A 16,199-nucleotide genomic window follows, 5' to 3' on the forward strand; every position below is an offset into this window, starting at 1 on the left:
CAAACCTTCCCGTCGGATCATTTGCCCTGACCGCCAAGGCAACCGACAACAAGGGTACTGCCACGGTTTCTTCAGTGGTCAATATCAATGTGGTCGCTAGAAAAATTGAACCTAAAATCAGCTTTAAAACACCCTCTGCAAACTCCGAGTATTTTAGATTTGAAGATATCAGTTTTGAAGTGGCCGTTGATGCACCAGATGCCGAAATTGTAAAGGTTGAATATTTTAGAAACAACATATTGATTGGAAGCAATTCAGAAGCACCCTTTAATTTGAAATGGAGAGCTTCCACAGTTGGAAACCTAAACATCCGTGCAATTGCAACAGACGAAGATGGTTCAACCGCCACCTCGGAAACGTTAACTGTTCGGGTCAAAAACAATACTCCCCCAACAATAAGCATAATTTCTCCAGTCAATAATTCCAAATTCAACTTGGGAAACAACATAAATATTGAAGTGAAAGCTTCGGATTCAGATGGTTCAGTGAAGAAAGTTGAATTCTTCAACGAAGAGCAATTCATAGGTGAGGCCACACAAGAACCTTTTAATCTTGAATTAAGTGATTTGGCAGCAGGCAAATATGTATTCAAAGCCAAAGCGACTGATGACAGAGGTGCTACTACAATGTCTTCAACCGTGTCAATTGAGGTCTTTAAGGAAGAATCGGCAATTATTCCAGTAGAGATTATTCTACCAGAAATAATTATTATAACCCCAGTCAATAACCAAGAGTTTGATGCGGGGGCGAATGTTGAAGTAATGGTTATGTTCCAAGGTTCCGCTGAAACAGTTAAAAGAGTGGAATACTATAGTGGTAGCCAATTGATTGGATTTTCAACCACAAGTCCATTTGATTTTATCTGGCAAAGCCCTAGTTCAAACCAATATAGCATAACAGCGAAGGCAATAGGGGAAGACCCGACCAAATTTAAAATATCAGAATCTGTAAGTATTCGTGTAAAAGAAAAAAACCAAACAATTTTCCAAATCACAGATCCAATTAAAGATGCAGTATTCACTGCAGGACAAAATATTTCAATAAGTGTAGATTTACCCGAAGGAAACAATCCTATAGAACGGGTTGACTATTTTAGGGGGAATACGAGAATAGGAAGCTCAACTTCATTCCCATATAATTTCACATGGAATAATGTAAAAGATGGAAACTATAATTTAATTGCTCAGCTGATTTATCTGGATGGAACCCGAATAATTTCAATTCCTGTTCCTATTAAGGTTCTTAAGAGGAATCAATCGATCGTAAAGCTGGGATCTCAAAATAACAAAAGAGAAATTCTCCTCGGGGAGAATCTAGACCTCAACGTTGAATTGGTTGAATTTGTAAATTACGTAGAATCCGTGCAATATCTTTTGGATGGTAAAATATTGGGAATCTCAACCGAAAATCCCTACGGATTCCAGTGGCAAAATATTCCTGAAGGAGATCATCAAGTGGTGGCACGGGCGATCGATGCGAGTGGAGCTTCTTACTATTCTGAGCCTATCAATTTCAGAGTTTTAAGAGATGTAAACAACATTCAATTAGAATATGTACTCGGACCAAACCCGACTACAGATTATCTAAATGTGATTTTTACGAATTTGGATGGAAATTATGATTTCGAATTTGAAGTGATATCCATGAATGGAATAGTACTAAAAACATTCAGTGCCAATCCTGAAGAAAATACTGTTAACTTGGATGTTGCAGACTTAAAAAATGGAGTTTACATTTTGCAAATAACAGCTAACCGAAATTTAGTTTTAAGCAGGAGGTTTGTTAAGAAATGATTCTTGGCTCTCTTATTTTAAGAAGGTTTAAAATCATTTTCAAAAAAAACTAAAAAGTTGAATTAAAAAAAACAGTAAGCTTATGATTTTGATTGCAGAAAATATTTTCATATTATATTTGAACTTGGTCTAGAAAGAGCTAATTAATTCAAAAACATAACTTAAAGAAAAATATTGCTTTGATTGGGCTATTTTCAGTCAAATGCAATTGACATGCCTTTAAATGAATTTATATAATTTAAAATTTTACAAAAAACATATTAGGACTACATGTTTTTTGGATAACCATACAATAGTTGCTTTGTTGAATAAAATAATTACCGTTAATTATTTTAACCTTGTATAGGTTGGTAATTAAGTATTAAAACGAAAATCAATATGAAAACTTATTTATTTATAAAATTAATTTTTATACTTGTGTTTACATTTTCGCCAAAAAATGACATGTATATTTTGGGGAAAGGAGAAATTCATGACTCAAAATTTTTCATGTGGGATAATTTTGATAAAAAAAATGAAACAAATGGGATTGTTTTAATTGAAAATACCACGAACAATGTTCCATCAAATAAACTGGGAAAATTATTGTGGTCTGCGACTCATGAAATTGGCAACCAAAATGAGTGGAATGGTGATGGAGGTGGTGGTGAGTACAATAGTGGGACTGGCAATAGCGCGGTATCAACAACAGTTGCAAGAACCGGTAAATATTCTTTAAAACTATCATTAAACACAACTAGTGGGGATTCTCATGGCACAAGAAATTATAGGTGGAAAGAGATTGGAAATAACGCAGATCTCATTTTTACCCAATATTTTTATTTTCCTCACAGAATAGATTTGGATCCAATGAATGATTGGTTCAATTTAATTCAAACTAAGGGTGTAAAGTATGCAGCAGGAGGTCCTGGCACTGGGCCAGATCAAATAAATAATCCACATTTTGTGGTAGGTATAGATGTCAGGGGAGGAGCCGGTTCTGGTGGTGCCAATTACCTTACGCTTGCGGATCTTCAGAAATTTTGGAGTGGAAATTCAAATGTAGTATGGAGGGCCCCACAAGGATTAAATCTTCCTACTAATAAATGGGTTAAAATCCAGATGCGGATAATTCAGGATACAGGTAATAACGGAAGAATCTTGTTATGGCAAGACGATGTTTTAGTAGTTGATACGGGTCTCAGAAATACACTTAGACCAGAGGTGGATGCTAGCCATTTCAGTATAAATGCTTATGCAGATAAGACATTCCCCAATGTAACCACATTTTATCTTGATGACTTAACCATTAATTTGCCTGAAGAGACCACAAGTCAGAAATTTAAAGTAACTACTGCAGAATTACCTTCTACTGGAGGAAAAATTTTAATCGCTCAATTCGCAAAAGACACAAATGTCGAAATTACATCACCTTTAGATAATAGCTCAATAACTAAAAATTCAAATTTGATAATTAAAGCAATTGCATCAAGTACCATAAGTGAGGTTCAGAAAATTGAATATTATCAGGGCGAAGTATTACTTGGGATCTCTGTTAAACAGCCACATGAATTCAATTGGTCAAATGTGTCTGAAGGGGTTTATCAATTAAAGATCAAGGCATATTTTAATAATGGAGACACAAAATTTTCTTATATAAATAGAGTTACAGTCAAATAAATATTGAAATAATCAGATGGATTTTTGATTATGCGATTTTTAAAATTAGGTAATATGATTTAGAATGTAATTATTGGCAAAATGTTTAAAATTTTTAAAATTCGGGTGTATTATTTTCAGAACAAAACACGATGAATCCCAGTTAATCAGGACAAATCATAATTTTTATTTTTACTTACTCCTAAGAATCCATTTGTAAATGATGGGGATTTGACCAAAATAATGTCAGGATAATTGCTTTAAACCTTAATTATCTTTTTATTTACGAATAGAATTTTAATTTTTAAAAAAAAACTCTAGGTGTTTAAAGTAATTTGTTAAAGGCCATAGGTCCAGTAATATCCTTCGTATTGTTACGATTATAATTTTTTTCAACATTTTAATCAAATAAATAAAAGCAAAAAATAAATGAGTAAACATGCAATTCTTTTACTTGGATATAAAAATATTGAACAAATTTGTGATTATATTAATTTGCTTGATGAAGATTTTGACTTTTACATTCATTTGGATAAGAAAAGCAAGATATCACAGGAAAGAATTCTAAAAATCAGATCATTTAAAAATGTAAAGTTTATTGGACAAGTCTATAAAGTGAATTGGGGTGGAAAAAAATTTCTTGAGGCGTTTCTTTACCTGGCTAAAGAGGCTTTAAAAGAAAAATCCACTAAATACATTCATACAACAAGTGAAGCAGATTTGCCAATCAAATCCCCTGCTTACATTAAAGAATTTTTTATAAAGAATGATGGGAAGCAGTATGTTGAATTTTTCAGTATACCTACAGATAGGTGGGTAGATGGAGGTCTTGACAGGTTTAATAAATATAATTTTTATGATAAATTTAATTTTAAAACTAAGATTGGGTTTAAAATTATTATTTATCTTCTAAAAATACAAAAATTAATCGGTGTTAATCGTAACATTTCTAAAAATTTTCCGCCATTGTATGGTGGAAGTACTTGGTGTTCATTGTCAAGATCATGTATTGAATATTCTTTAGAGTACACAGAAAAAAATCCTAATTTTCTGAAATCGCTCACAAACACGTTTGCTCCTGAAGAAATTTTCTTTCAAACCATTTTGATGGATTCGCCTTTTAAAAATGATATTGTGAATGATAACTTGGTTTATATCGATTGGGTATTTCGGAATGGCAATAGTCCAGCACCTTTAGATATGTCTGATCTAGAAAAGTTGAAAAAATCGGATAAACTCTTTGCTAGGAAAATTCAACCTCCAATTTCTGAGGATTTAAAAATTGAATTGTTGAAATATTTGAAAACCTGATTTTATTTTTATAGAACTTAGGGATGATAAATTTTTGATTGGATTCATTTTTGCTGTCCTAAGATTTCCAGAAATTAATTTAAATTTCATTGTTTTGTTTTTTTTTGGAAATTAGGGCTATAATTTCTATTATAATATTTTCTAGGCCTAGTCTAGTTTATTATTTATTAAATTTTTTTTTAATCTCCATTGGATTAGATCTATATTTATTAGGCTTGTCTTTAACAAACTTACAGTTAGTCAAGGAAAACAGATGAAAATTAATGAATTGTTGATTTCATCATTGTTGATCTACAATGAAACTTATTAAATGTCCTTTACCGATTTGACAGTTAATTTTTGGAAAAGAAATATTTCTCTATAAAAAATTAATTGAATTAGATAAGTAATACAATTAAGAAATTTATTTAGGTGTAATACTTACCTTGGCTTTTTGAAACCAATTTATTAAATATTTAATAAGTCTTTGAATATTTTAATAATTTATCCATGCTGATCAATATTATTTATTGGAATAATCTAATTAAATATAATTAATAATATATTTTTAAAAATATTTATGTAAAATGCTATAAAAAAATTTCAACGCATTTATCATTGAACAAGATAGTGGATTTACATATCAGAAAGTTTTTTACCTTCTTGTGAAAAAAATGCTAATTTTGATTCTTGAGAATTAAATTTTCGATTTTAATTTATCCCTGATTAACGTATTGTTTCTAACTGCTTAAATAATCGGACTGGTTTTGTTGCCTAAACTTGGAACAAAATGATCGAAGAATTAATCAAAAATGGTCGGCTCTCCTCAAGTGGCCGAAAATTACTTACTTCACAACAAAAAGCTTTTATTGTAGAAGATTGGGGATCATCCGGCTTATCTTGCTCTGAATATTGTCGCCGACATGGACTGATCAACAGTCAAGTCTACAACTGGCGCTCAGATGCTAAAACAGGAGCCATTATGAGTATCAAAAATCAAGGAGATTTACATTCCAAAGCCGAATTGGAAATGCATAGAAAGGAAAATGAGGAGTTGATGAAAGGCCTTGGGGAATCTACACTTGACATTAAAATCCTAAAAAAAGTTGGGAATGGATCAACTACAAAACAAAAAATTGAATCGTTATCCAAGGAATTCGGAATGAATCTGAATAAGGCCATCAAGACCTTTGGGGTAGTAAAATACACCGATTATTATGAAGTAAAGATCTAGCTTGAAGGTAGAAGAATGCCTAAAAAAAACTCTGTGAGTATTTAAAGATGGCTAAACTGGAGATCACAGCAAAAAAATCCCTTTATGGTGTTAAAAGAGCAAAGGCCTTGTTAAAGCAGAATTTGGGGTTAAATGTGACCTAATACATAATCCATCGTTATATGAAGGAGGAGAGACTATGATTTTCCGTAACCGAACCAAAGGGAAAAGCAGGCCATATACTCTCCAAATAGGAGTAGAGAAGCCAAACACTAGATGGGTCAGTGATATCACTTCCATAAAATGCTGCAATGTGGAATAGCTCCTGTTAGGCTTTCTGTTGGACTGTTGCAACTGATCAATCATAGTATGGAGAGCAGGAAAATATATGCAGGCAGTTGACATTGAATTAATGATCCAGGCAGCCTTATACAATCGTTTTGGCAAAAATATGCCTTCCGTTGGGCAACTTCAGTTTTATATGAAAATGGACCAGAGTTCATTGAAAAGAACCTAAAGAAGAGCCTCAAATCATTGAATATCGACAATTGCAGTACAGCGTCCTATACTCAACAGTCCAATGGAATGTGGGAAGCTTTGAATGGGACAATTAAATGAGATTATGGGATGAGAGCTGCTTGGATTTAGCTCAAATCGTACTAGCCCAAATCTAATGTTGAGTAGTAGAATACAACACTTTCGACCCTCATCCAGCATTAGAAATGAAAACACCAAATGAATTTTATAGCTTTATAACAACAGCTTAATTAGTCCAGATTTAAATCAAAAAGCCCAGGTATGTTAGTTTACTCCAGATTGTGATTGGGCCAGTTTGTTGAAAATCATATTGGGATTTTAATAGATAATCATATTTTGAGCGATTATGTCAAAGTGGATTGCTTTAATTATGAATGCATTTAAATAATATCGATATGAATTTGGCTTAAATTATAATATATGAAATTTATTTATAGGTATAATTTATAAAATTTTAGGTGCATATTAATTTGATAAATAGAAAAAAAATCGATTGGATTTTGAATTAAAAAGATAATTATAATCATTAATTCAATGACATGATAGTTTTAATAAACGTATTGACATCATAAGTAATTTGATCAATATTGTAGCATTATCTATGCGATGTTCAGAGAAAAAAAAACTATTAATAATTTAAAATTTTAATGTTATATTGCTTAGGTTTAAATAATTTAATATGATTAAATATTTCCGATTTTCTTAGTATTAAATTATTTTGAAGATTACTATTGTTGTTTTAATTTATATTTATTTGCTTAAATTATCTTAAACAATTAATATATTCAAATTTTGATTTAATTGCTGTTTAATTAAGTTTTTGAGTCAATAATATTTATTATAAATCTGATTAATGGTTGAGTCACTCATTGTTTTATTTATATTGTTAAGGTTTACCATTATATTTGATTTAATTATATAATTAATTTATTTTATAACATGATTAAAAAAATAATTAAACATAAAGTTTTTCAGAATTTTTCTTTTTTAACAATTGGAACTGCAATTTCTCAAATTCTCAGTTTATTGACGGTATTAAAAATTACCAAGATTCTTCTGCCAGATGACTATGGTCTTTATACATTTATTATTGCACAAGGTGCTCTGCTTTTAACAATTGCTGACCTTGGTGTGCAAACGATAATTGTTAGAGCTATTGCGAGAGAGCCCGAAAAAACGAAGGATTTGGTGATTAATGGAATTCTCTTACGAACTCTTGCTTTAATTCTTGTAAGTGTTATTTATATTGGTTACAATTATTTTTTAGGTAATCTTACTGTTTTAGAGTTATCGTTGGTTTTTTTGTTTTCTTTAATTTCTTGTTTTGGAAAACTATTTGAAATAGTTTATATAGGTAATCAAAAGATGTTGCCACCCTCTATTATTAATTTAATTTATGGTTTTCTTTGGTTCCTTTTAGTTTTTTTATTGCCTGTAGCATGGGTTAGTATTAATACTCTCATAATTGTTTTTTTGGGTACAAGTGTCCTGAAGAATTTCACCTTTTATTTCAGTTTAAAGTATCATAATCTTTTAATAGGGAAAGTTCAGAATTTTTGGATTTCCTCAAAAAATTTAATTCAAGAAAGCTGGCCTTATTTCGCTTTGACCCTTGTAATGCTTCCTTACAGGAAATTTTCAAACAATTTTCTTGATATTAACTCGACTATTGAAGAAGTAGCTTTTTATAACTTATCGGAGAAATTTATAGGACCTGTATCCATGATTTTAGATATAGCTTTGATCGCTATATTCCCCAACCTTTCTGCTCTATGGATATCGAATATTGCCAAATTTAAAAATGTAATTAGCGAAGGATTTAAATATTACATGCTTCTTGGAATATTAATGTCATTTTTGTTTACAATGTTTGCTTATGAAATTTTAGGATTTCTTTTTCCCCCAAGTTATCTGCCTGCAGTAGTCATCTGTCAATTACAGGTTTGGTTTTTGTTGCTCTCTTCCGTCGACAGTATGATTGGAACCATTTTAGGAGCCACTAACAATGAGAAAAAAATACTTCAGCTTGGAATAGTCAATTCTGTTATTTCTACACCAATAATCTTTTATGCCAGTAAATTTGGAGCCTTAGGTCTATCCATTGCTTATCTTTCGACCTTTTCAATCTTTCAATTTTATATTTGGTTTGTTTTTCAAAAATCAGTTGGAATAAAAATTAAGGATAAAGTTTTGATGTGGGGCCTTGCATTAATTTTATTCATAATTTCTTATTTTCTTGTTGAAAATGTGGGATTATTAATAAAAATTGTAATTTCATTTGTTGTTGTGCTTGTAAGTCTTAGAATTGTTGTCAGGAAATTTTCAATAACCATTTGAAATGAGAAATAAAATATATTTGTTATTTGTAATTATTCTAATTCCATTTAACCTTAAATTCTTTGACGCTTCCTTTATAAATCCTGTAATCTTAAATTATTCATTTATTTTATTTATTTGGATTACTATTTTTCTATCTATTCCTCATGTTTTTAAGCAAAAGAGCCAATTTTCTATACCGATTTTACTAATTTTTTTTTCAGTTTTACTTTCAATGGTAATGGCCTACTATTCTTGGAATCAGAACTTTTTTTACAGTTTTATTGAAACTTCACAATACATGATTTGGCCCTTATTTTTTTTATTGGTCTACCAAGATTTTTCCATCAGTCATTTAGAAAAAATTATTCTGGCTTATGGCCTTCTCTATGCTCTTTTGTTTTTCTTTCAGTATTTAAATCAAGGAACTGTTTTTTTCGGAAAGCCACTCTATGGTGATGAATGGACCGAAGATAGGGGGGTGATTAGAATTATTTTCCCAGGTGCTGGTATTTTTATTTTGTCACTTTTTATAGCCATTACCAAACTAACAACTACAAAAAACCATCGTTGGTTTTGGATTCTGTTCATCCTCTTAGGCGTTATTATTCCAGTAATGCAAGTAACTAGGCAATTTATAGCTGGTATATTATTAATATATTTGTTTCACTTGATTATTAATGTTAATCTAACTAAGAAGATTGTTATTATATTTTTCTTTATTCTGGCCGTAGGAATAGTAATTAATTCTGATATACCAATGGTTCAAGGTGTAATTGAAGCTCAAGAAAGAGATTCTAGTCTTGGCAAGAAATATATTCGAATCTTGGCCGGCGAATATTTTCTATTCGACTATTCACCAAATACTGTAAGTGCGGTTTTTGGTAATGGAGCTCCATATTGGGGCTTATCTGATTATGGAAAATTCCATGAGTATCTTGCAGATAACAAAGGGTTTTATCTTTCAGACGTCGGAATTATTGCAGTTTATGCAATGTTTGGTATATTTGCAATTATTGGTTTTGTTCTTATTTGGGTTAATTCTTTTTTTATTAGAATCCCTCCTGAATATCAATATTCCAAATATTATTTATGGTATATTTTATTTACAAGTTTTACATGGTATTCCGTCTATCACTACCATTATTTAATATCGACAGTATTCGCTCTTTATATTTTTCATAAAGGAATTGAAGCTTCTAAGAGAAAACGTTTGTTAAAAAGGGTTATAAAGAAAATATTATCGGAAGATAATAATAAAACATTGAATAATTTAAATGCAATTGATCAATTATAGATGAATGATATTACCTTAACAGTTGTTATGCCAGTCTTTAATGGTGAAAAGTATCTTAAAGAGGCAATAGATAGTGTTTTAAATCAAACATTTAAAAATTTTGAATTTTTAATCATTGATGATGGTTCCTCTGATAATTCTGTTGAGGTCATAAGTTTATTTGTTGATTCTAGAATTAGACTTATCCTGAATGATACAAATCAAGGGGTTGCTTTTACCCGAAATATCGGTCTGAATGAAGCAAAAGGTGAGTTTTTGGTTTGGATGGATTGTGATGATTTAATTGATTCTGATAAATTTCAAATGCAGTTGAAATTTATGAATTATAATAAAGAAATAGGAATTTGTGGTACTTGGCTTGAAAGGTTTAATGAAGGTCCGCCCACATTGTCCACCACCTTTCTAGAACCGGACATTATTAAGGCTTCTTTGTTTTTTAAACCTGCCGTTCTTAATGCTACAGCTATGTTACGAATGTCTATGATTAGGGAAGCCAATTTATTCTTTGATAGCAGATTAAAGGTTGCTGAAGATTATGATTTTTTTTTGCAGGCTAGTTTTTATCTTAAAATTCAAAATCTCCCTAAAAAATTATATTATTATAGAGCTTCTGAATCAAGTATAATGAAGAAGTTTGAAAATAAGGATGATAAAATGATGGAGTTTTATAGTGTTATTTATAAGAAAGGGTTTGAAAAATTATACATAAATCCCACTAGTAAAAATCTCATTCTTCATAGGAAAATAGGATCTACAATGCTTTATGATTCCATTGATGAAGTTACTGATTCATTTAAATGGCTATCATTTCTTAAAAAACAAAACAGTAGTATTGGGTTTTATGATATTTTTTCCTTTGATAAAGTATTAGGTAATATGTTTTACTTTATATGTAAAAAGTCCTCCAAATTGGGGTTACGTATTTTCTTTTTTTATTTATTAAACAGAAAAGAATTTGGAACCATGCATGGTGATTCAATTTTTAAACTTTTTATCAGGTGCTTGATTCGATATAATAAGTTCTAATCTTATTTTACTATGAAAAAATTATTATTTGTTAATAAAGAACAATTTGGGTATCATATCGATACATATAAATACATACAATACTTAAACTGTAACTATAAATGCACTTACATATGCTGGGATGAAGGGTTGAATAAAATAATTTTAGACAACGTTAAAGTTATATATCTTCAAAAAAAAGGAATAAAAGTTTTTCGCTTCTTCTACTTAATATCAGCTATCACAAGGGAAATTAGGAAAGGAAATTACAATCTGATTTTTATCGTTTATTTTTTTGGTTGTTCCTGTATTAGGTTTCTTAACCCTAAACAGCGTATTAATTTAGATATTAGAACAGTAGCTGTTTCGAAAAAACTTATGCTCAATACCTTTTATGATTTTTTATTGAAAACTGAAGTGTTTTTTTTTAAATACAGATCTGTTGTCAGTTATGAAACAGGCATAGAATTGATGAATAGTGATTTTCACGTTATTCCTTTAGGAGGTGAGTGTTTTTCCAAAAAAGATCAATTTGAAAATGCTTTAAAATTGATTTATGTTGGGACTCTTTCTGGGCGGAATATCATTGAATTTTTAATAGGATTTCATAATTTCTTCAAAGAAATTCAAGGTTTGGATCATATAAAGCCAATTAAATTAACTATTATTGGGTCTGGATATTTAAATGAATTGGCAGAATTACGGGAATATATTTCTTTAAATAATCTTACTCTTATTGTTGATATCCCTGGTTACGTTCAAAATGATAAACTTTTTGAGTATTTTGAAAATTCAAATGTTGGAATATCATATATTCCACTAACCCCATATTACCAAAATCAGCCTCCTACAAAAACCTATGAATATCTTTTGTCTGGTTTTCCAGTAATTGCAACATCAACAAATGCCAATTCAAAAATAATTAATACTGATAATGGTATTTTGATAAAGGATAATCCTGAGGATGTTAAGAATGCTTTACATCTGATGTACGATAAAATCTCTATTTTCAATCCTTTGGAAATTAAAAATAAAAGTAAATCCTTTTCTTGGAAGAATGTGGTAGAGAATAAGGTTGTTCCATATTTTGATCAAATTTTAAAAGCTTAGATTTTATTCTGATTGTAATCATTCCAATTTAATGAAATAATGAAAAAAATTCTTTATGTGACTAACATGTTTCCAACTATTGGCCATCCATTTTTTGGGATATTTATAAAAGAACAAATTGATTCATTAAAGAAATATTTTTTGTTCAGTGAACAAACATATTTTATAAATGGGTTACATAAATCAAAATTTGAATATCTTAAGAGTGTTTTTTATGTACCATATATTATAATGAAATCTAAGCCCGATATTATCCATATTCATTATGGCATATCCGGCTTATTCTTGCTTTTTTTCAAAACCAATGTTCCTGTTTATTTAACCTTGCATGGATGTGATTTCCTTGAACATGGTAATAATAGATGGCAGGTTTGGATTAGTAAAATGGTTGCAAAAAAAGCTAATCAAATTTTTGTCCAAAACTCCGAAATGAAAAGGTTGGGTTTGACAATCAATCCAAACGTGGAAATCTTGACTTGCGGGGTTGATACTGACTTTTTTAATCCCGAGATTTGTGAATTGATAAAGTTTGATTCTAAAGTTATAATTTTCCCGAGTGATCCGACTAGAAGTGAGAAAAACTTTCCATTGTTTCAAAAGGTCATTGAAAAGTTAGATAATATTGAAAAGGTAATCATTTTGTGTATTGATAAAATGAATCGACATGAAATTCGGAATTTACTTTCTTCAGCAGATTGCCTTTTGATGACATCAATCTCAGAAGGCTCCCCTCAAGTTATAAAGGAAGCATTATCTTGTGGTTTGCCCGTGGTTTCTGTTCCAGTTGGAAATGTCGATGAGATGATAGAGGGTGTTCCCAATTGTTTTGTTTCATCTGGTTTTGAGGTTGATGAATTGTATAGTTTGGTTTCTAAATCATTAAATGGCTCTAAAAATGGAATTAGAAAAACATTTTTAAATAAGATGATATATGATAATAGTAACATTTCCGCTCGTTTAGCAGGCTTTTATCAAATCCCTGAAAAAATATAATTTCATGTTCCGATAGTAATCGTTTATTTTAATTTTACTTAATACTAATTCAAATGTGTGGAATATTAGGTTCGATAAATTTAGATTTTGATCATCAATTATTAAATCAAATAAAACACAGAGGACCAGATGATTCTGGTATTAATAAATTTATTTTGACTGATCATGCAGTAACTCTTGCTCAAAGAAGATTATCTATTTTGGATTTATCTCCTGCGGGACATCAGCCTATGGTGTCAAGTTGTGGGGGGTTTGCCATAATTTTTAATGGTGAAATATATAATCATGAAGAGCTCAGGAATACATTAGGGAACAATATCTCTTTTAAAGGGCATTCTGATACTGAAAGTATTCTCTATTATTTGATTGACAATGGTATTGATGGGGTTAAGGATTTTAATGGTATTTTTTCCTTTGCATTTCTTGATATCAAATTCATGAAACTGTATTTATCCAGAGATCCATTTGGTGTAAAACCTTTATATTATTTTCATGGTTCAAATACTTTAATGTTTTCATCTGAAATTAGGCCTATCAAATCCATCGTTAAAGCTAAAATCCTAGATAAAGATGCTCTATCTTGTTTGTTGAGATTAAGATATAATCCAGCTCCTGACACACTTTATTTGGGCATAAAAAAAGTTCATCCGGGTCATATTTTGGAGGTTGATTTAAATAGTGAAAAATTTTCCTTTTTTGAAAAGCCTTATTTTAATCTCAAATTACCTCAGATTATTATACCTAATAAAGAGGATGAGGTAACTTTGTATGGACAATACTTTGAGAAGGCCATACAACGACAATTACTTTCGGATGTCCCTATTGGGATATTATTGAGTGGTGGTGTAGACTCTGCTATGGTTGCTGCTATTGCACAAAAATATTCAAACAGTCCATTGAAAGCTTTTACAATTGGATTTGAAGGAGATCATTATGAAGATGAAATTTTAGATGCTGGGGTTACCGCAGATTATCTGGGTTTAGAACATCACTTTAAAAAGATAACCTTTGATGATTTTCTTTCTATTTTTAAAAAATGTGCAGAAATTGTTGAAGAGCCTCTCGCCACCACTTCAATAATCCCGATGTATTATTTATCGGAGTTGGCCTCTAAACATGTTAAAGTTGTATTAACTGGACAAGGTGCCGATGAACCTTTAGGGGGGTATCCCAAATATAAATCTGAATTAATTCTCGATAGGATTCCTTTAAGCTTTCAAAAGGCCTTAAAGTTGATTCTTTCAGGTTTTTCTTTTAAAAATGAAAAATTGAATAGGGGGGTTAGTGCTTTAGGTTTGTCAGATGAATTGTTGCGGTTTTTATCAACTTACGAAATTTTTTCTAATTCTGAAATTGGTGAGTTAATTGGACATCAGGATTCTACGAGTTTAAAAAGAATTCAATATTTTTATAAATTATTGAATTGTGAAACTAAATCTCATAGTGTTGAAAAAATGATGGCATTAGATACTAGAATGAATTTAGCTGATGATCTTTTAAATTATACTGATAAAATCACAATGAACTTTGCTCTTGAATGTAGGGTTCCAATTCTTGATTTAGATTTGGTAAATTTTATCGAATCACTTCCTTATCAATCAAAATTGAGCTTGACTCAAGGTAAAATAATTCACAAGAAATATGCTGAAGTATTATTGCCCGATGAAATAATAAACCGTAAGAAAAAAGGTTTTGCATCCCCGACTAATCATTGGTTTAAGTATGAATCAACAAGGATTAAGGAAATATTGCTCAACAAAAATACTTTATTTGCAGAAGTTTTCAATCAAAAGAAAGTCGCTGAAATTATAATCCAACATGAAATTGGATTTCCAAGAGAGAAACAGATCTTTTTATTATTGGGAGTTTATTACTTTCTAGAAAACTTTAATTCTTAAAATAATTTTGTGTTTTATACTGTTGTTTAATCGTTTTCATTTAGTCCTATTAAGCTCTTTTCAAAGAGATAATATGCCATTTCTCCTTTTTCAATGAGTAAATCACTGGATGTCAGATCTTTGTTTTCATTGATTTTAAATTTAATATCTAATGAATTTAATTCGGGTAAATGCGTCATATAACCATTGGCAATCAAGTATTTATCTACACCTAAAAGTGCGCCTTGGTATACTGAAATTGTGGGTATTCCCATCAGTGCCATTTCTCGAGTCATTGAGCCTCCTGCGCCGACAAATAGCAAGCAATCTTTTGCTATAATATCAAAGTCTTGAGTTTTATCAGGTACTGAAATGCCTTCAAATTGTGGTTGTGTATAATGGTCATACTGACTTTTCTCTCTAACGAGTAAAGTAATTTCATAGTGATTTTTTAATTCTAAAAGTAGACTATCAAGGAAATTTGTTTTTCCATGATAATATTGAGCTGTTTGTGGTTCAGGTCTTATGAAAATGGTTTTTGGTATGGATTTGAGTCGAAGACTACTGATTATTTTACCTTTTTGCCAAAGATAAATACCTTCTTTGATTCCAGGATAAAAGCTTGTTTTCCTAGGTGAAGCCCCCTGTCTTCTTGCGTTCTTAATTGGGTAATTTTCTGGGAGAATAATCTTATCAGCAAAAAGGAAAGCAGGAATATTACCTAAAGCATGTTCATTATCGTTTGTATAGATCGAAGGGATCCCTAGAATTTTTGCAGTTAATGGAAGATAAAAGCTACTTTGTCCAGCAGCAAAGTCAATATTTTTGTCTTTTAGAAAGCGGACTAGTTTATTTATTCTGTAAGGGTAAGCAATAAGTTTGTTTAATATTCCTTTTTCAGCTTTAGTTCCAATGATTGTAAAATCCCAGTTTTTTTGTTTTAGTATCTGAACAGTATTTGAGGAATCTCTACAGGTAAGAATAAAAGTGTGGCCTTTTGATGTGAGGCTTTCAATAAGGAGTTCAAAGAAACTTACTTGAGGCGTGTTTATAAAGTCTATCCAAATTTTCATATGTTTTTAATGCTTTTTGCAAAATATTGCTGTTAGTACTCCAATAACTGATGGTAT

At 30.5% G+C, this 16,199-nt stretch carries 11 protein-coding genes; 10 read left to right on the forward strand and 1 reads right to left on the reverse strand.

Features of this window, described 5'->3' with window-relative positions; translation table 11 throughout:
• The 10 genes from F824_RS0116390 to asnB all read left to right on the forward strand — a co-directional run.
• Positions 1-1,793: Ig-like domain-containing protein (locus F824_RS0116390; protein ID WP_019599010.1), on the forward strand; the 1,793-nt coding region annotated here is incomplete at its 5' end.
• Between the two features lie 378 nt (positions 1,794-2,171).
• Positions 2,172-3,452: an Ig-like domain-containing protein gene (locus tag F824_RS0116395; RefSeq protein WP_139189891.1), complete on the forward strand. Its 1,281-nt coding sequence runs from the start codon at positions 2,172-2,174 to the stop codon at positions 3,450-3,452.
• A 408-nt stretch (positions 3,453-3,860) separates the two neighbouring features.
• Positions 3,861-4,742 (forward strand): beta-1,6-N-acetylglucosaminyltransferase, encoded by an 882-nt coding sequence (locus F824_RS0116405; RefSeq protein ID WP_019599013.1) that lies wholly within the window; start codon positions 3,861-3,863, stop codon positions 4,740-4,742.
• Positions 4,743-5,511: 769 nt separating this feature from the next.
• On the forward strand, positions 5,512-5,955 hold the full coding sequence (gene tnpA, locus F824_RS0116410) for an IS66 family insertion sequence element accessory protein TnpA (RefSeq protein ID WP_019599014.1): 444 nt from the start codon (positions 5,512-5,514) through the stop codon (positions 5,953-5,955).
• Positions 5,956-7,410: 1,455 nt separating this feature from the next.
• A complete protein-coding gene (locus F824_RS0116425) occupies positions 7,411-8,808 on the forward strand; it encodes an oligosaccharide flippase family protein (RefSeq protein WP_019599017.1) in 1,398 nt (465 codons plus the stop codon).
• A gap of 1 nt (position 8,809) precedes the next feature.
• Positions 8,810-10,084, forward strand: a complete 1,275-nt coding sequence (locus F824_RS0116430; protein WP_019599018.1) for a hypothetical protein — start codon at positions 8,810-8,812, stop codon at positions 10,082-10,084.
• Positions 10,085-11,110: a glycosyltransferase family 2 protein gene (locus tag F824_RS0116435; RefSeq protein WP_019599019.1), complete on the forward strand. Its 1,026-nt coding sequence runs from the start codon at positions 10,085-10,087 to the stop codon at positions 11,108-11,110.
• Positions 11,111-11,122: 12 nt separating this feature from the next.
• Entirely contained in the window at positions 11,123-12,199 is a 1,077-nt protein-coding gene (locus F824_RS0116440; protein ID WP_019599020.1) for a glycosyltransferase, read from the forward strand.
• A 39-nt stretch (positions 12,200-12,238) separates the two neighbouring features.
• Positions 12,239-13,192, forward strand: a complete 954-nt coding sequence (locus F824_RS0116445) for a glycosyltransferase family 4 protein (RefSeq protein WP_019599021.1) — start codon at positions 12,239-12,241, stop codon at positions 13,190-13,192.
• Between the two features lie 53 nt (positions 13,193-13,245).
• Positions 13,246-15,090, forward strand: a complete 1,845-nt coding sequence (gene asnB, locus F824_RS0116450) for an asparagine synthase (glutamine-hydrolyzing) (protein ID WP_019599022.1) — start codon at positions 13,246-13,248, stop codon at positions 15,088-15,090.
• Positions 15,091-15,116: 26 nt separating this feature from the next.
• On the opposite strand, the gene F824_RS0116455 is transcribed toward asnB, so the two are convergent.
• Positions 15,117-16,142: a DUF354 domain-containing protein gene (locus tag F824_RS0116455; protein WP_019599023.1), complete on the reverse strand. Its 1,026-nt coding sequence runs from the start codon at positions 16,140-16,142 to the stop codon at positions 15,117-15,119.
• Positions 16,143-16,199: the final 57 nt, after the last annotated feature.

Source organism: Rhodonellum psychrophilum GCM71 = DSM 17998 (assembly GCF_000381545.1).
In the GTDB taxonomy this organism is placed as follows: domain Bacteria; phylum Bacteroidota; class Bacteroidia; order Cytophagales; family Cyclobacteriaceae; genus Rhodonellum; species Rhodonellum psychrophilum.